The sequence below is a fragment of the Leyella stercorea DSM 18206 genome, assembly GCF_000235885.1.
Taxonomy (GTDB): Bacteria; Bacteroidota; Bacteroidia; order Bacteroidales; family Bacteroidaceae; genus Prevotella; species Prevotella stercorea.
The window spans coordinates 1-17,156 of record NZ_JH379391.1; the positions used below are offsets into that span (position 1 = coordinate 1).

General features: G+C 50.8%; 14 protein-coding genes. 6 read left to right on the forward strand and 8 right to left on the reverse strand.

The window, feature by feature from the left end; all coding sequences use genetic code 11:
• Positions 1-1,076: 1,076 nt before the first annotated feature.
• The gene (locus HMPREF0673_RS03470; protein ID WP_040596332.1) at positions 1,077-1,475 is read left to right on the forward strand and encodes an A1S_2505 family phage non-structural protein; all 399 of its coding nucleotides are present in this window, start codon (positions 1,077-1,079) and stop codon (positions 1,473-1,475) included.
• A gap of 158 nt (positions 1,476-1,633) precedes the next feature.
• Here HMPREF0673_RS03470 and HMPREF0673_RS03475 read toward each other — a convergent pair whose 3' ends face one another.
• From HMPREF0673_RS03475 to HMPREF0673_RS03510, 8 genes are all read right to left on the reverse strand, one after another.
• Complete coding sequence (locus HMPREF0673_RS03475; protein ID WP_007898049.1) at positions 1,634-2,263, reverse strand: vWA domain-containing protein; 630 nt, start codon at positions 2,261-2,263, stop codon at positions 1,634-1,636.
• A 173-nt stretch (positions 2,264-2,436) separates the two neighbouring features.
• Positions 2,437-3,168, reverse strand: a complete 732-nt coding sequence (locus HMPREF0673_RS03480; protein WP_007898050.1) for an HAD family hydrolase — start codon at positions 3,166-3,168, stop codon at positions 2,437-2,439.
• A 167-nt stretch (positions 3,169-3,335) separates the two neighbouring features.
• Positions 3,336-4,694, reverse strand: coding sequence for a glucose-6-phosphate isomerase (locus HMPREF0673_RS03485; RefSeq protein ID WP_007898051.1), 1,359 nt, complete (start codon positions 4,692-4,694; stop codon positions 3,336-3,338).
• A 30-nt stretch (positions 4,695-4,724) separates the two neighbouring features.
• The gene (locus tag HMPREF0673_RS03490; RefSeq protein ID WP_007898053.1) at positions 4,725-5,720 is read right to left on the reverse strand and encodes an NAD(P)H-dependent glycerol-3-phosphate dehydrogenase; all 996 of its coding nucleotides are present in this window, start codon (positions 5,718-5,720) and stop codon (positions 4,725-4,727) included.
• Between the two features lie 130 nt (positions 5,721-5,850).
• Positions 5,851-7,608: a lysine--tRNA ligase gene (lysS, locus tag HMPREF0673_RS03495; RefSeq protein WP_007898054.1), complete on the reverse strand. Its 1,758-nt coding sequence runs from the start codon at positions 7,606-7,608 to the stop codon at positions 5,851-5,853.
• Positions 7,609-7,876: 268 nt separating this feature from the next.
• A complete protein-coding gene (locus HMPREF0673_RS03500; RefSeq protein ID WP_007898058.1) occupies positions 7,877-8,389 on the reverse strand; it encodes a low molecular weight protein-tyrosine-phosphatase in 513 nt (170 codons plus the stop codon).
• Positions 8,390-9,358 (reverse strand): AMP-binding protein, encoded by a 969-nt coding sequence (locus HMPREF0673_RS03505; RefSeq protein ID WP_007898065.1) that lies wholly within the window; start codon positions 9,356-9,358, stop codon positions 8,390-8,392.
• 68 nt (positions 9,359-9,426) lie between these two features.
• Complete coding sequence (locus HMPREF0673_RS03510; protein WP_040596328.1) at positions 9,427-10,608, reverse strand: hypothetical protein; 1,182 nt, start codon at positions 10,606-10,608, stop codon at positions 9,427-9,429.
• A 149-nt stretch (positions 10,609-10,757) separates the two neighbouring features.
• Between HMPREF0673_RS03510 and HMPREF0673_RS03515 the strand changes: the two genes are divergently transcribed.
• The 5 genes from HMPREF0673_RS03515 (at position 10,758) to HMPREF0673_RS03535 (ending at position 17,049) form a co-directional block, all read left to right on the forward strand.
• On the forward strand, positions 10,758-13,019 hold the full coding sequence (locus HMPREF0673_RS03515) for a fibronectin type III domain-containing protein (protein WP_007898071.1): 2,262 nt from the start codon (positions 10,758-10,760) through the stop codon (positions 13,017-13,019).
• 274 nt (positions 13,020-13,293) lie between these two features.
• Positions 13,294-13,533 carry a hypothetical protein gene (locus HMPREF0673_RS03520; protein ID WP_118354754.1) on the forward strand — a complete coding sequence of 80 codons (240 nt, stop codon included), beginning with the start codon at positions 13,294-13,296 and terminating at the stop codon, positions 13,531-13,533.
• Positions 13,523-13,858, forward strand: coding sequence for a type II toxin-antitoxin system RelE/ParE family toxin (locus tag HMPREF0673_RS03525; protein ID WP_007898076.1), 336 nt, complete (start codon positions 13,523-13,525; stop codon positions 13,856-13,858). Before HMPREF0673_RS03520 ends, HMPREF0673_RS03525 begins: the two co-directional genes overlap by 11 nt.
• Positions 13,859-14,007: 149 nt before the next feature.
• Positions 14,008-15,672, forward strand: a complete 1,665-nt coding sequence (locus HMPREF0673_RS03530) for a formate--tetrahydrofolate ligase (RefSeq protein ID WP_007898078.1) — start codon at positions 14,008-14,010, stop codon at positions 15,670-15,672.
• A gap of 36 nt (positions 15,673-15,708) precedes the next feature.
• A complete protein-coding gene (locus HMPREF0673_RS03535) occupies positions 15,709-17,049 on the forward strand; it encodes a serine hydrolase domain-containing protein (protein ID WP_245544222.1) in 1,341 nt (446 codons plus the stop codon).
• The last annotated feature ends 107 nt before the right edge of the window (positions 17,050-17,156 follow it).

Below are 17,156 nucleotides of genomic sequence, written 5' to 3' on the forward strand. Positions count from 1 at the left end.
AGCTTTTTTGTAAACCACCAAAACTTTTGCAGGGAAAAGTTGAAAATTTACGCCCGTTTTAACAGTTGTTTGCATTTAAAACATTACATTGTGGACGCACACATTATATTATTATAGGCGCGAGAGACTGTTTTAAGGACTGCAACCAGAGGATGCACACAACAGGAAAGCACTACTGATCGAGGAAAACAGAGGAAAATATTGCAAGAAAAAGAGAGTGTAAAATGTAAAAAGGGAGGTCTTGAGCTGCAAAAGCAACGGTTTGGCAGCACGAAAGCACTTGTTAAGCAGGAAAAACATCGCTAAAAAACTTGCTTCAACTGTTTATTGTTCGTAACTTTACGCTATAAAAACCTAACAAGAAACAAAAAACGGCTATGAAAAAAGAAGAAAAGAACGTTGCGCTGCTCACGGACGACGAGATATTAGAGGGTTTTCGCAACGCCGACGAGCATGTTGTGAAGGAATACTTCTACGGATACTGTCGCGTGGCATACTGCATATACGACCGCTGCTACGACTTGCAGTACAAGTCGGGCATGGACTTCTACTCGCTCGCCCATGAGTATTACCTTGCGCTTATCAAGCACGACTTCCGCCAACTGGAGGACCGCAAGCCTACGATGTCGCTAAAGACCTGGATGGTGAACGGGTTTCGCTTCTTGGTGCTCGACAAGCTGAAGGGGCTGAAGAAGGAAGAGCAGAAAGAAAGTCTGGAGGAGCGTATGGGAAACTCTCACCTCAGATTCGACGTGCACGACGACGAGTTCGCAGAAGAGTTCCGCAACACCATCGACGAGATATGCCGCACTTGCTACGGACGCGATAGTCGCAACTCTATAATCCTGCAAATGCTTTTCGTAGAGGGATTTAAGGGCAAGGAGATTGCAGCACAACTCGGCATCAGTCAGCCTGCCGTAACGGAGCGATACAATCGCATGATGCACGACGTGGTGGTGCCATACTTCAAGCGCTATTTCGTGACAAACGAATATGGTTTACAGAGAGAAATCAAGGTAAATTACAGCGTTGCCCCGACGTCCGCATCCGCATTCAGCAACTATAGATATAGGCATATGAAAGAAAACTATAAAGGACGCGTCACTCCTTCATGGATTGACGATTTGCAGGAAAACCAAGTGTTTGTTTTTGGCAGCAACCTCGCCGGAATGCACGGCGGTGGCGCTGCTCGCATAGCTCGTCTGCGCTTCGGAGCCGTGATGGGCAATGGTGTGGGTATGCAGGGCAGGAGTTATGCCATACCTACGATGCAGGGTGGTACGAAAACAATACGTCCGTACGTGAACGACTTCATCGCTTATGCCAAGGAGCACCCGGAACTGACGTTCCTCGTGACGCCTATCGGCTGCGGCATCGCGGGCTTCGAGCCTGAGGATATTGCGCCGCTATTCGAGTTAGCGAGCTATGTGGAGAACATCTGGTTGCCTAAGAGCTTCTGGAAAGTACTGGAATAGTTGAGAATTGAGAGTTGAAAGTTGAAAGTTGAGAGTTATGATATGTTTTGCAGTTAACGCTTTTGTATGAGATATAACATAGGTAATCATAACTTTCAACTCTCAATTCTCAACTCTCAACTGAGATGACTCTCAACTCTCAATTGGCATAGCTCTCGTTACTTCTTTTTCTTATCAAAGTAGCCGCCTTCCGGCATTTCCACTCCCTTCGCCAGACAAGCGCTATAACGTACGCGCGAGAAGTTTTCGCGGGCAAACATCTTCTTCGTACCTTCCTCATCCTCCTGGAAAGTGAGGTGATTGTCAATGCCCATATCAACCGCCATTGTCTCCACGTCGAGGTTGTCTGTGCCGATGAATGTGAACGTCCATCCCTGCTTTTTCAGCTTCTCGATGAGGTTCTTTATCATACGCAAACTGTACTCCTCGCTGCAGTTCTCCTCGCCGTCGGTGACGATAGTAACGAGCACGTTGTCGCCCTCAGCAGCCTGCGCGTTTATTTTCGCGATGCCCATACCGATGGCATCGTAGAGCGGCGTACCACCGCACGGACGATAATCGCGCATGCTGAGACTGTGCGCATCGTCAGCCAGCACGTTGTCATAAAACAGTTTTTTGTGCGTGCTGTCGAAGGTGATGAGCGTCACGCGCTGCTCAAGTTCGCTATGCGTCTTGTGTATCTTGCGGATTGTCTCAAGGGTTTCGTTGATGCCCACCAATGCCTGCTTGCGGATAATCTCCATGCTTCCACTCTCGTCTACTACCAAAAGATTGAATACTCGCTTCATAATTCTTGTTTTTTAGTTGTTTATACTTTGTTATTTTCGTATTGTGCATGCCCATTTGCGGCGTGCTTTATATATTATAAGAATTATAGAGGCGAAAAATTAAGGCGACCTGTCATTTTTTATTAAAAAAAGTCAGCTGCACATAGCGGAAAGCTAATGCAGCTGACTTTATATCAATTGCGGGCAGCGAGAATTTCGCCCCACAAGTCGCATAGTTCGGTCATGCGCTGAAGAACAATATTCGCTCCGTTGTCAGAGAGAGCAGAATCGGGCAGCGGACCGCTATTGATGCCCACTGTGAAGATGTTGGCGGCTGAACCAGCACGCACGCCGAGCGGCGCATTCTCAACGACGATGCCCTGCCATGGCTCGTAATTGCCAGTCTTGCGCAGTCCCATTAGATAGGGATCGGGATTGGGTTTGCCACGCTGCACATCGTAAGCACTCACGATATGGTCTTCGGTGAGAAAGCCCCGGAAATCAGACAGTAAACGCTTGATAAGCGGACGCTGACCGCTGCCAGTCACTACGCCGATTGTAAGACCCGACGACTGAATCTTCTGCATGATATCGAGCACGCCGGGGAATATCTCAGCAGTCGGCATACGATGGAACAGGTCGGCTTTCACGTCGTACATACGCTGCGCCTCTGCCTCGTCAATCTCCCTACCCTGCTGCTTGCGCACAAAGTGGCGGATGGTGTCGACACCGCGCGCACCTTCTGTGGCGTAGGAGTCGGCAGCAGTGAAATGGATGTCGAACTGCGCCATTGCCTCCTGCCAAGCCGCAGCATGATTGCGCATGGAGTCGTAGAGCACGCCGTCCATGTCGAAGAGCACGCACTTCGGGTCGAAATGGTCGAAACCGCGAGACGACTGGTATTGTTTGATTGCTTCTTTAATCATTTTTTATTGTATGGATGGTTTATGAGGGGTGCGTGGAAGGGTGCGTGGGTATGGCAAGGATACCATACCCTCCTATGGATAGCAAAAACGGACTGCCGAAAAAGATTCGTTGCAGTCCGTTTTTCACATTGTATTATTAAGATATAATTTCTATTCAAGAATAGACATTACTTCTCCTCAGCAAGACGCTTCTGGATAGCCTCGCTTTCAGCCTCATAACCCGGCTTGTTGAGCAGCGCGAACATATTCTTCTTGTAAGCCTCAACACCCGGCTGGTTGAACGGGTTAACGGCGAGGAGGTTGCCGCTGATGCCGCAAGCGATTTCGAAGAAGTAGATAATCTGACCAAGATAGTACTCGTTGAGCTGCGGAACTGAGACGCGGATGTTAGGTACGCCACCATCTACGTGAGCCAAGCGAGTGCCGAGCTCAGCCATCTTGTTCACCTCGTCAACGCGCTTGCCAGCGAGGAAGTTAAGACCATCGAGGTTCTCCTCGTCGTGTGGGAAGAGCAGAGACTTCTCCGGAGTCTCAACGCTGATAACGGTCTCGAAGATAGAACGCTCGCCCTCCTGAATCCACTGACCCATAGAGTGGAGATCGGTAGTGAAGTCGCAAGCTGCAGGGAAGATACCCTTGCCGTCCTTACCCTCCGATTCGCCGTAGAGCTGCTTCCACCACTCGCTCATGTAGTGAAGTTTCGGCTGAAAGTTTACGAGAATCTCAATCTTCTTGCCAGCCTCTGCATAGAGAGCGTTACGCACAGCGGCGTAGATAGCAGCAGGATTCTCAGCGAATGGTACATCCTTACCAGTAGCCTTCTCCATGTCGGCAGCACCGCCAACAAGAGCCTTGATATCGAAGCCTGCAACAGCGATAGGCAGCAAGCCAACCGGAGTGAGCACAGAGAAGCGACCGCCTACGTTGTCAGGAATTACGAATGTCTTATAGCCTTCCTTTGTAGCGGCTGCACGCGCAGCACCCTTGTGAGCGTCGGTGATAGCCACGATTACGTCCTTTGCCTCTTCCTTGCCGCGCTGATTCTCGCACTGCTTCTTGAGCAGACGGAAAGCGAGGGCTGTCTCGGTAGTTGTGCCCGACTTAGAGATATTGATTACACCGAACTTCTTGTCCTTGAGATAGTCGGTGAGTTCGGCGAGATAATCCTCGCCGATATTGTTGCCAGCGAAAACTACAGTGGGGTTCTTCTTGTCCTGTACGAGCCAAGCGAACGAGTTGCCGAGTGCCTCGATTACGGCACGTGCACCGAGGTAGCTGCCACCGATACCCGCAACCACTACCACCTCGCACTTCTCGCGCAGCGTGTTGGCTACGCTCTGAAGCTCTGCGATGAACTCGGGTGTGATTGAAGACGGCAGGTGGAGCCATCCGAGGAAGTCGTTACCAGGACAAGTGCCGTTCTCAAGTGCCTCTTGAGCTGCAGCCACCTGTGATTCATAAGCCTTTACAGCACCTTCTGAAAGGAACTGTGTAGCCTTTGTAATGTCTAAGCTGATGCTTTTCATTGTTTTGTGTGTATTTGTGAAAATTTGGTTTTATCGGAATGAGTCGGTCAGCAGCTTAATCTCTATCTGCGGACTGATACGCTCGTACAATATATTATATACGGCATCGAGGATTGGCATATTCACGTGCATGTGTCGGTTTTTCTCCTTCATACACTTTGTGCCAAAGAATCCCTCGGCAATCATCTCCATTTCTATCTGCGCACTCTTCACGCTATACCCCTTGCCGATCATAGTGCCGAAGGTGCGGTTGCGCGAGAACTTGGAGTAGCCCGTCACGAGCAGGTCGCCGAGGTATACCGAGTCGTAGACGCTGCGCTCGATGGGATTGATAGCGGTGAGGAAACGCGACATCTCCTGAACGGCGTTCGATATGAGTACCGCCTGAAAGTTGTCGCCATACTTCAAACCGCTACAGATGCCGGAGGCAATAGCGTAAACGTTCTTCAGCACCGACGAATACTCGATGCCGATAACGTCCGACGAGGTCTTTGTCTTGATAAACTCCGAGTCGAGCACGTCGGCAAAAGCCTGCGCCTTCTCCTGGTCGGAACAACCGATGGTGAGATAAGACAGACGTTCGAGTGCCACCTCCTCAGCGTGCGACGGTCCGCCGATGCACGCAAGGTTCTCCTCAGGCACGTCATACACCTCATGGAAGTACTCTGAGCAGGCGATATTGTCGTCGGAAACGAGACCTTTAATAGCTGTCACGATGAACTTATCGCGCAGTCGGGTCTTCAACTTCTTAAGATGGTTCTTCAGATAAGGCGACGGCACCACGAACACAAGCGTGTCGTAAGCCTCCACGATGCGGTTGATGTCGCTGGAGAAGAATATCTCATTGGTATTGAAGTGTACACTTGTAAGATAATTAGGATTATGGCCTATGCGCTTGAACTCCTCTATGCTGTCGTCGCGTCGCATATACCACCCTATGTGATGGGTATGACCTATCACAATTTTGGCAATGGCAGTTGCCCAACTGCCTCCGCCAATAATTGCTATTTTTCCGCAATCAAACATTTATCCTATTACCGTTATCGTTAAGAATTGAAAACGAGGGTGTGCCAAAAAGGGATTAAAAAGAAGTTTGGGCTTTGCCGCTTGCCTACGCAAGAACTTCTGTCTTGGCACACCTTCATTTATATATCTATTATTCAGCTTCCTCTGTTACAACTGCAATATTGGCAGCAGCGTCAATCCAAGCCTGGATATCGTTAACCGACGGTTTCTCGTAGCCGAGCTTGTACTTCTTGTTGATGTCGCCAATCTTCTGCTGCAAGCCCTGAGCCTTCTCGTCGCGGATGTCAGAGATGAGGTTGAAGCCTGCCTTGCGGAGCACGTAAGCCCATTCCTCAGACACACCAATCTCGCCCCACTCCTTGATAGAACTCTGCGGAATCTTCTTCTCCGGCTTCATCTGCGGGAAGAACAGCACTTCCTGAATAGTGGTCTGACCAGTCATAAGCATAACGAGGCGGTCGATGCCGATGCCGATGCCTGATGTAGGAGGCATACCGTACTGGAGAGCACGCAGGAAGTCCTGGTCGATGATCATCGCCTCGTCGTCGCCCTTGTCGGCAAGACGCATCTGTTCCTTGAAACGCTCCTCCTGGTCGAGCGGATCGTTAAGCTCCGAGTAGGCATTAGCCAGCTCCTTGCCGTTGACCATAAGCTCGAAACGCTCTGTGAGTCCCGGCTTTGAGCGGTGCATCTTTGTAAGCGGCGACATCTCGACGGGATAGTCGGTGATGAATGTAGGCTGTATGAATGTGCCCTCGCAGAACTCGCCGAAGAGTTCGTCGATGAGCTTGCCCTTGCCAAATGTCTCGTCAACTTCCAGACCCTTTTCGAGGCAGAATGCGCGGATCTCCTCCTCGCTCTTGCCGTTGCAGTCGAAACCTGTCTTCTCTTTGATTGCGTCGAGGATAGGCAGACGGCGGTAAGGTGCCTTGAACGATATGACGTTGTCGCCCACCTTGCGCTCTGTCGAGCCGTTTACGGCGATGCAGACAGTCTCGAGCAGTTTCTCTGTGAACGACATCATCCAGTTGTAGTCCTTATACTGCACGTAGAGCTCCATACATGTGAACTCAGGGTTGTGGTTGCGGTCCATACCCTCGTTGCGGAAGTTCTTACCAATCTCGTAAACGCCCTCAAAACCGCCCACGATAAGACGCTTTAGGTAGAGCTCGGTAGCGATACGCATGTACATATCGATGTTGAGCGCGTTGAAATGGGTGATGAACGGACGAGCCGAAGCACCGCCAGCGATGGCCTGCAGCGTCGGGGTCTCCACCTCTGTGTAGCCAGCCTCGTCGAGCACGCGACGGATAGTGCGCACTACTGTTGCACGCTGAAGGAATGTGTCCTTCACACCGTCGTTAACGATGAGGTCTACGTAGCGCTGACGGAAACGCAGCTCAGGATCTTCGAACTTGTCGTAAGCCACGCCGTCCTTATACTTCACGATAGGCAGCGGCTTGAGGCTCTTCGAGAGCAGAGTGAGCGACTGAGCGTGTACTGAGATTTCGCCAGTCTGTGTACGGAATACGAAGCCCTTTACACCGATGAAGTCACCGATGTCGAGCAAACGCTTGAACACTGTGTTATAGAGAGTTTTATCCTCCTCTGGGCAGATATCATCGCGTGTGATGTACACCTGGATACGACCCTTCGAGTCCTGAAGCTCAACGAAACTTGCCTTACCCATTACGCGGCGGCTCATCATACGTCCGGCGATTACCACCTCGCGCTTTTCGTCCTCGTCCTTGAAGTCGTTCTTAATATCCTCCGAGAAGGCGTTGGTTGGAAATTCGGCTGCAGGATACGGCTCAATGCCCATATCGCGCAGTTCCTGAAGACTCTGTCTTCTTACAATCTCTTGTTCACTTAGTTCTAAAACGTTCATATTTATATCTTCTGTTTTTTATTTTCAAATGCGTTCCAAGCTGTGCGTAGAGCTATCATACTGAGCCGACTGCACACAACGATGCAAATTACACGTGCAAATTTACTAAATATTTCTGAAAGGGTACGCCTTTTTATGAATTTATAATAAATATAATTGGCGTTTCGCATGTAGCTGACACACGAAACGCCAATTATTTAGCCTTATGCTGATTTTAGTATTTACAAGCAGCGTTGTAGGGTTCGCTTTAGCTTTATTTCTATCCACCTTAGTCTACCGAAGTGTTTCGCACACATTGTTCGAGCAGTCCGTCGCACGCATCCTCAACCAGGTCGAGCGCGTAGTCGAAATCGCTGAGGTCGCCATAGTAAGGGTCGGGAACCACGTCAGCCCCTTGATATTCTTGCAGATAATCGGTGAGTAGACGCACCTTCTTACGCGCCTCCTCGTCGGGAGCCTTCGACGTTACGGTGCGATAGTTCTCGTGATCCATCACGAGCAGCAAGTCGAAGTCGTCGAAATCCGTCTGTCGTATCTGTCGTGCTCTGCTGTCGAGGCGGTAGCCACGGCGTGCGCCACGCTCGCGCATACGACTGTCGGGCAGTTGTCCTGCGTGCCAGTTGCCGATGCCTGCCGAGTCGATGAAGAACTGTTCGTCGAGATTTGCAGCGTGCACCTTTGCTTTCATCACGCCCTCAGCAGCCGGCGAGCGGCATATATTACCGAGACAGATGAACAATAGGCGGTGTTTTCGAGTGATGTTTGTTGTTGTCATATTCATTTATTGTTGTGCAATTCTGAATGCTTCGGCACGCGCCGGCTTACCAGTTTCGGTGTACGGCAGTTCGTCCACGGCTATGAACATGCGTGGCATTTCGTATTTTGTGAGATGTTCCTTGCACGCAGTGCGCAAGGTTTCAATATCCTTAGGCGCAGCAAGCAGCACCACAGTCTCGCCGAGTCGCGCATCGGGGCGTTTCGTAATCATAAACTGAGAGTTGACGAACGGCTGCAAATGTGCTTCTATCTCCTCTATCTGTAGCTTTATGCCTCCGCTACAGATTACGTTGTCGCGCCTGCCTCGTATACGGAAGTGACATCCATCGGTGGCTATCTCTGCGATATCGTTGGTTACGAGAGTTTTAGCACACACCGCAGGAGCATCGATAACAAGACAACCAGCCTCGTCAAGACTCACCTTTACACCCTCGAAAGGCTCGTACCAATCGGTTGCGTCTTCGCCACTGAGTCTACGCAAAGCGATGTGCGAGAGTGTCTCGGTCATGCCGTATGTGCTCCAAACAGCGTTTGGGAAGTGCTTTAGCTCAGCTGCAAGTTCGCTGCTCACTGCCCCACCGCCGATGATGAGGTGCTTTATCTGCCTAAGCAGCGCCCGCTCCTCCGCCACCTGCATACTGTTGTACACCTGCAGCGGTACCATAGCAGCAAACACGGGAGCCTCCTTTAGTCCACGAAGCGGATGCCCACTTGGCTCTATAGCAGTCAGACGAAGTCCGCAAACGAGCGACCGCACCACCATCATCTTTCCGGCGATGTAGTCGAGCGGCATACAGAGCAGTGCGGTGTCGCCACGCTTAAGTCCCAGAAAAGCGCAAGTGATACGCGCCGAAGCCTCCATGCGCAGCTTTTCCACGCGCAAAGGCTTCGGCTTTCCGGTCGAACCACTGGTGTGTACAAGCACCGTTGGTTCGTTGTTCTGCCATTCGTCTGTAAAGTCCTTCAGAGTCATGCATTCTTAGCAATGGAGTATGCAGTATAGGCTGCGTGGGTATGGCAAGATGCCATACCCTCCTACAATTACTTAATTACCTTCTTTGCAACCTTTGTGCCGTCAGCAGCGATAGTTGTCTTCACGAACACGCCCTTCGCAGGACGCTGAATGCAACGACCGCTGAGGTCATAGTACTTCACCACGCTACCCTCGCCCACTGCGATGCCATCTACAGAAGTGGCAGAAGCCGGGCGGAATGTCGGTTTAGAGTAGTAGACATACGGATAGTAGTTGTGGCCGCGGTTTACGGCGAGTGTCAGCTCTGTTGTAGAGAATGTCTTTGTAGCAGCATCGTAGTCGAGTGTTGGGTTCTCCACCTCGTAGAGTCCGAACTTCTCGCCCTCTGCGTCTGTGAACTTACCCCAGCCGAATGGATAGAGGTACATGTGACCAGCACCGTACATCTCACTCTTACGGTCGATGCCCATATACTGCCACTTTGTGAGCTGCAGCTTGTTGCCGTTGATTGTACCACTAATCCAAAGTTCTGGACACTCGTAGTCGAGACCACCGATATATACCTTATCGCCATCGAACACTACTTTCACCGGAACTTCTGCAGCCGCATCATCGCTATCGTTGTAGTAGATGTTATACTTAACCGCCTTGCTTGCATCAGCCGGAGCAGCCACAGCATCCTTCACCTTATTATATATAGACACTGTGTCGCCATAGCCATAGAAGTAGCCGTCGGCAGCACCAAGTCCGATGAACGCATTTGTCTCGCCCACCTTAACGAGCGAGTCGTTACGCATCTCGAACTTAACAACCTGCGATGCTGCATCCTTCACAGCATAAGTCTCGCTGCCGGTTTCCTGTCTGATGTAGCGCCAAGCGTAGAGTACCGGATCCTGAGCGTCGCCCTTATTGTCGTAAACAGCCTGCGGCATACGCACCTCGTAGGTGTTGCCCTCGCCCTTTACTGCCTTCACCCAAATATCACCATGTGTGAAGAAGCCGAACGGATTCTTGATGTACAAGCTACCATCGGCTGCCTCTACGATATCAGACAGATAGCCATCGCCAAGGTGGTCGTAGATGAGCTGATCCGTTGTATTTACATATGCACCCTCGAAGTAGTGGTTGAGGTCTTTGTGGAGTGTGCCTTCGGGCTGTGTCTTGATGATATCATCCAAGCCCAGCAATGTCTGTGCCGAAGCACCGAGTGTGGCAAATGCCACTGCTAAAAGTGTAAAGATTTTCTTCATATTATTGTAATTTAAGTTGTTACATTGCTTCATCATCAGTTTATAAAAACCGACTTTAAAGCACAAAATTAGTAAAAGTAAGCTAAATACGAAAATAAATCACTAATTTTGTACCCTATAACTTATTATTATAACCAAAACCGCAGAACATGATTTTTTCTACATTCAAAGCAATTGCCTTTGTAGCAGCGCTTGCTACTGCCACACCAATGGCGTATGCACAATCGACAACAGAACTCGAAGAAGACTTCAGTCGCTTCACCGCAGGCAGCGAAAGTTCGCCTTCGAGTGCCATCAATGATGCCACAGGCACAATTCCAAGTAGCTACTTCCACCAGAGTGGCTGGAGCGGCTACGGCGTTCACCAGGCAGGTGGTGCGTGCGCACTCATCAACCCCGACAACTACGGAGCACAGCTCTACACACCGCAGGGCGCATACATCGGTGAGTACGAGGTGAAAGTACGCGCAAAGACACTCGCAAGCAACTACCGCGACAACGCACAGCTCACCATCGGTCTGTGGGAGGACGCTGCGAGCCAGTATAACCAGACCACATACCACGAGCCATTCACAACAACAAAGAGCGAGTGGCGTGAATTCACATTCTACTTCAACAATACCACCTTCAACAGTAGCAACCTGCTCATTGCGTTCAGCACAAACGACCAGGTGCTCATCGACGACGTAAAAATCGGCAAACCGACAACGCTCACCGCACCGACACCTGTAGGCATCAGCGGTTTCAATACTAACGGCTTCACAGCTCACTGGAATGCAGTGAATGGTGCCACACACTATCTGTTCTCAGTGTTCCACAACGTGAAGGAAAACGAGAACACAGAGAAGGATTTCCTTGAGACCTTCTCTTCGATGAAGACCAGTGGCAAACTGCCTGAGGGTTGGGGTTATAAGTCGCAGAGCGGTAAGGAGCCAGAGTTCTTCGAGAATTCGGATAAAGGTATAGAAGGTGCATTGCTGTTCAAGAACGGCGACGTTATCACTATGCCCGACAACGGTGGCTACTATACTTCACTCGAAATAAACATCGTTGAGTGTAAGATGCCGAAGAATGCAGAAGAGATAGGCAACGCACAGATAATTGTAGAGTTATTCGACGGATTCGCATGGAAGTATTTCACCACTATATATGTCGATGCTTCTGACTATGGTCAGGACAAAATTTTCCACGACTTCGACTGGACACGCTTCGTAAAACAAGACAAGTACAAGTGTACTTCTGCGCGCTTCCGTCTTGCAGGTTTCCCTGACGACTGCGCATTGGGCTTCTGCGACATGGCTTGGAGCACAAAGAACACCTCAACCACACACTACGACATCAAGGACAAGCGCGTAGAGGGCACCAGCTACACCGTAGACGGCCTCGACCCTGCTATCGACTACTCGTTCGTAGTGAAGGCTTGCAACGCCGAGACCACATCGCCTTCATCAGCAGCGTTTGACGCTATCGGCGTGACCGCTCCCGTTGCAGAGCCAGCAACCGACGTACGTCGCGACAGCTACACAGCCAACTGGCAGCTATCGCCGAAGGCTGAAAGCTACATCGTGGAGAACTACGACCTCTACACTGCTCCGACAGACGCAGCAGGCTACGTTGTGCTCAACGAGGACTTCTCTAAGATATCAGGCTCTGGCGTCACTATAGACAAGCCATACGCCTTCCAGAACGGCAAGTACGAGAAGGTGAACATGGACATGGTGCACAACAACGGATGGCAGTGCTACTGGGGTGGCTACGCTGAGGGTTGCTTCGTATGCACCGGTTTGACCGACTACAACATCAGCGGCGAACTCGTAACACCACAGCTGACACTCAACAACGACGAGGGACGCTATCAGGTGAAGCTAAAAGCACGCTCTATGCTCAAAGAGGAGACACTCATCGTCTACAGCAAGATCACACGCGAGTCTAAGGAGTGCAAGATTAACCCCGACGATTGGAGCACATTCACGCTCGACTTCACAGCTGGTCAGCTTAGCGATATGATTGCATTCACAAGCAAGAACCACTATCCGTTCATCATCGACGACATCAAGATCACTCAGAACCTCAAGGCTGGCGACCACGTGTACACATACCTCAACGACTCGGAAGCCATCGAGGAGGAGGAAACAAGCTACACATTCACCAAGCTCACACAGCCTAATACCGACCACACCTACGCTTACCGCGTATATGGACAGAGAGTTTACAACGACAAGAAGGTTACTTCTGAGCCATCCAACTATGTAACAGTAGACTTCTCGGCTGGTATCAACAAGACTGACGCTGCACAGAACGCAACAGAGGTGGCTCGCTACACCGTAGATGGTGTGAAGGCAAACAGCAACACTCGCGGTATCGTGCTCGTTAAGTACTCTGACGGCAGTGTAAAGAAGCTTGTTAAGTAACACGATTGCGTACGCCGTCCAATCGGATTCCGTACGCCGTCCGATCAGATTCCGTACGCCGTCCAATCAGATTCCGTACGCAGTCCGATGACAAAACTATAGCAATAAGGGCGTGTCACTTTAGGTGGCACGCCCTTATTGTTTAGCCCAAACACTTGAATAACATTAGAAACACCAAAGAAGAACCTATTTTTTTACAGAATAAATAAATAATATTTGGAGGTTTCAATTATTCGATGTAATTTTGTGATGTAACCATATAAGAATGAACAATATGTCATCAATCAGTTTACAAGCCACCCAAAACGAAATAATACGTCAGGTACTGAATACACAAGACATCCATTTTCTGGACAAGATAAAAAACCTCTTTTTAAAAAAGGAGGCAGATGACGCATGTATGGTCGGCGAAGAGCCTCTCGCAGGATTCAGTGAGGCACTAAAAGAGTTGAAAGACTACAGAGATGGAAAGATTGAACTTAAACCATTAGACGATTTGCTCAATGAGTTGTAAGCTGTATGCTTTTCCTTCTTTTGAAAAAGAAGTGAAGCACTTGAGCAAACGATACAAGTCGCTTAAGGCCGACCTTATCAATTTGCGAGACGAACTGGCAAAGAACCCAGAAATGGGTACCGACCTTGGTGGTGGCTTACGAAAAGTACGTATGGCTATCACCTCTAAAGGAGTGGGCAAAAGCGGTGGCGCACGTGTGATAACTGTTGTTATTGCAGATATAAAAGACGCTTTAGGCCTGCTTTATATTTACGACAAATCAGAGCGTAGTACTATCAAGGGAAAAGAATTGACAGAATTACTCAAGAAGAACGGAATAATATAATTGTCTTAATAACCTTAGAAAAACCCAGTACAATTTTCACATTATTGATTATTTAGTTGTACCTTTGCACTCGCACTCCATACTTTATTAAAATAAGAGGTTACACTCTATCACCACAAGAGGATAACTCTACAAATTTCACACACACAATGACAGACATCGAAATTGCTCGCAGCACCAAGCTCGAGGAGATTGAAGCAGTTGCTTCGAAGTATGGCATCCCGACAAAAGAACTCGAACACTACGGCCATTACATGGCTAAGGTTCCGACACGCCTCATAGACGAGGAGCGCGTGAAGAAAAGCAACCTTATCCTTGTGACAGCCATCACACCGACCAAGGCAGGCATCGGAAAGACTACCGTAACAATCGGACTTGCGCTCGGACTCACACGCATCGGCAAGAAGGCTATATGTGCGCTGCGCGAACCGTCGCTCGGTCCGGTGTTCGGCATGAAGGGCGGAGCCTGCGGTGGCGGACACACTCAGGTGCTGCCGATGGACAAGATAAACCTCCACTTCACCGGCGACTTCCATGCCATCACCTCGGCACACAACACCATCACCGCGCTGCTCGACAACTATATGTACCAGAACCGCGATAACGGCTTTGCGCTGCGCGAGGTGCTCTGGAACCGCGTACTCGACGTGAACGACCGCGGACTGCGTGACATCGTGACCGGCATGGGCGGCAAGGCAAACGGCATTGTGCGCGAATCGGGTTTCGACATCACTCCGGCATCGGAGATCATGGCTATCCTCTGCCTCGCAAAGGACGAGGACGACCTGCGTCGTCGCATTGAGAACATACTCCTCGGCTACACCGTTGAGGGCAAGCCGTTCACCGTGAAGGACCTCGGCGTGGCTGGTGCCATCACCGTACTGCTGCGCGATGCGCTTGCGCCTAACCTCGTACAGACAACGGAGAACACCGCAGCCTTCGTACACGGCGGTCCGTTCGCCAACATCGCACACGGATGCAACTCTATACTCGCTACGAAGATGGCTATGACCTTCGGCGACTACGTAATCACAGAGGCTGGCTTCGGCGCAGACCTCGGCGCAGAGAAATTCTACGACATCAAGTGCCGCAAGAGCGGTCTGCAGCCTAAGCTGACACTCATCGTGGCTACTGCACAGGGCTTGAAGATGCACGGCGGCGTGGCTGTAGACGACATCAAGAAGCCAAACAGCGAGGGTCTGCGCAAGGGTCTCGCCAACCTCGACAAGCACATCAAGAACCTGCAGTCGTTCGGTCAGACCGTGGCTGTGGTGTTCAACCGCTACGCCGGCGACGTGGTTGAAGAGATCGACATCGTGAAGGACTACTGCGCAGAAATCGGTGTGGGCTTCGCCGAGAACGATGCTTACGCCGAAGGCAGCAAGGGCGCTGTCGACCTCGCTAACCTCGTGGTAGACACCATCGAGAAGCAGCCGTCTAAGCCGCTGAAGCTCGTTTACGACGATGAGGACACCATAGAGGAGAAGATAGAGAAAGTTGCAAAGAACATATACGGAGCGGCAAGCATCTCGTTCGCTGCACCGGCTAAGAAGAAGCTGCAGATGATAAAGGAACTGGGCTACGAGCACTTCCCCATCTGCATCGCCAAGACTCAGTTCTCGTTCTCTACCGACGCCAAGCAGTACTGCGTAGCATCGGGCTTCGACGTAAACGTGCGCGACATCGTCATCAACGCTGGCGCAGAGATGATTGTTGTCGTAGCAGGCAGCATCATGCGTATGCCAGGTCTGCCAAAAATGCCGGCAGCGATGAACATCGACATCGTCAACGGCGAAATAGAAGGATTATCGTAAACTAAGTAGACGAGTTGACTCGTCAACTATACAACAATGTTCGGATACAGAATAAAGAAACAATATCGCACTAAGGTGAGGCTCTCCTGCATGGGGTGCCTCACCTTTGTCGTACTCATAATCACGAGCATCTGCCGCTGCAGCTGCTCGTCGTGCTCGCGCCCCGACACCGCAACATCCCGCGACACCACCTCAACACACATCGTACACCTCAACGACACTCTCTCGAACGCACTGTCCGACCAGTCCGAGCTGCACGCCATGGACTCCATCATGCGCCGCTACCTCAAACGCTGGGAGATAAACGGAGCGCAACTCGCCATCTCGCGCCACGACTCGCTGCTCTACGCACGCGGCTTCGGCTTCTCCGACATCAGCAGGCAGCAGCCTATGGAGCCGTCGCAAATAATGCGCATGGCATCGGTCTCGAAACTCGTCACCGCCGTGGGCATCATGAAGCTGCGCGACATGGGTAAGGTGCGCCTGACGGACAAGGTATTCGGACCGCAGGGCATTCTGAACGACACGTTCTATGTCAACTCCATACGCGACAAACGCCACTTCGACATAACCGTCGAGCAGTTGCTGCGCCACAAGGCTGGCTTCACCAACTACGCCGGCGACCCGATATTCTCTACACGCTACATCATGCAGCAGAACCGTCTCACTACCCCACCCGACCACCGCAACCTGCTGCGCATCGTGTTGAGACGTCGACTCGGATACACACCCGGCACGATGCAACGCTACTGCAACATCGGTTACACATTGCTCTCGCTCATCATCGAGAAACGCACTGGCATGACGTACGAGAAGTTCATGCAGCGTTATGTGCTCGAACCTGCAGGCTGCTTCGACTTCCACATAGCCGGCAACTACCTCAAGGACCGTCGCCCGAACGAGACGGTGTACTATATGCACTCCAGTTCGGAACCAGCGCAGGAGTTCAACAACTCTGGCAGACTCGTGGAGCGCTGCTACGGCGAGAACGACATAACGACGGCACTCGGAGCAGGAGCCTGGACAGCATCGGCAGCAGAACTGTGCCGACTCGTGGCTGCCATCGACGGCGACCCCACCATGCCCGATGTAATCTCGCCCGAAGCCGTACGACTGATGACGCAGGAGATGCCCGACCACCAGTACTCGCTCGGATGGAATTACACACCAAACGGCAGACCGTGGATACGCACCGGCTCGCTCGTCGGAACATCCGCGATAGTGCTGCGCTACCCCGACGGCGAATGCTGGGTGTTCATCACCAACACAAGCACGTGGAAGGGACACGAGTTCTCGAAAGACACTATGGCGTTATTCGAGAAGCTGCGCAAACGTTTTGGTAGCAAATTGCCCAAACGAAACTTGTTTGTAAAGTAGATTATGTATAACTTTGCAAAAAGAAAGCAAAAGCCTTGATCAACAAACAGAATAAGAACCAAAACATATAAGAATTTAAGTTTCGCAAGCGAAAGTAGTTAAGAAGT

Coding starts and splice junctions, on each gene's coding strand:
- HMPREF0673_RS03525 (WP_007898076.1), top strand. CDS start 13,523: ATGAGTTGTAAGCTGTATGCTTTTCCTTCTTTTGAAAAAGAAGTGAAG.
- HMPREF0673_RS03470 (WP_040596332.1), top strand. CDS start 1,077: ATGAAAGAAAACTATAAAGGACGCGTCACTCCTTCATGGATTGACGAT.
- HMPREF0673_RS03480 (WP_007898050.1), bottom strand. CDS start 3,168: ATGATTAAAGAAGCAATCAAACAATACCAGTCGTCTCGCGGTTTCGAC.
- lysS (WP_007898054.1), bottom strand. CDS start 7,608: ATGAACGTTTTAGAACTAAGTGAACAAGAGATTGTAAGAAGACAGAGT.
- HMPREF0673_RS03505 (WP_007898065.1), bottom strand. CDS start 9,358: ATGACTCTGAAGGACTTTACAGACGAATGGCAGAACAACGAACCAACG.
- HMPREF0673_RS03530 (WP_007898078.1), top strand. CDS start 14,008: ATGACAGACATCGAAATTGCTCGCAGCACCAAGCTCGAGGAGATTGAA.
- HMPREF0673_RS03485 (WP_007898051.1), bottom strand. CDS start 4,694: ATGAAAAGCATCAGCTTAGACATTACAAAGGCTACACAGTTCCTTTCA.
- HMPREF0673_RS03490 (WP_007898053.1), bottom strand. CDS start 5,720: ATGTTTGATTGCGGAAAAATAGCAATTATTGGCGGAGGCAGTTGGGCA.
- HMPREF0673_RS03535 (WP_245544222.1), top strand. CDS start 15,709: ATGTTCGGATACAGAATAAAGAAACAATATCGCACTAAGGTGAGGCTC.
- HMPREF0673_RS03515 (WP_007898071.1), top strand. CDS start 10,758: ATGATTTTTTCTACATTCAAAGCAATTGCCTTTGTAGCAGCGCTTGCT.
- HMPREF0673_RS03510 (WP_040596328.1), bottom strand. CDS start 10,608: ATGAAGAAAATCTTTACACTTTTAGCAGTGGCATTTGCCACACTCGGT.
- HMPREF0673_RS03500 (WP_007898058.1), bottom strand. CDS start 8,389: ATGAATATGACAACAACAAACATCACTCGAAAACACCGCCTATTGTTC.
- HMPREF0673_RS03520 (WP_118354754.1), top strand. CDS start 13,294: ATGTCATCAATCAGTTTACAAGCCACCCAAAACGAAATAATACGTCAG.
- HMPREF0673_RS03475 (WP_007898049.1), bottom strand. CDS start 2,263: ATGAAGCGAGTATTCAATCTTTTGGTAGTAGACGAGAGTGGAAGCATG.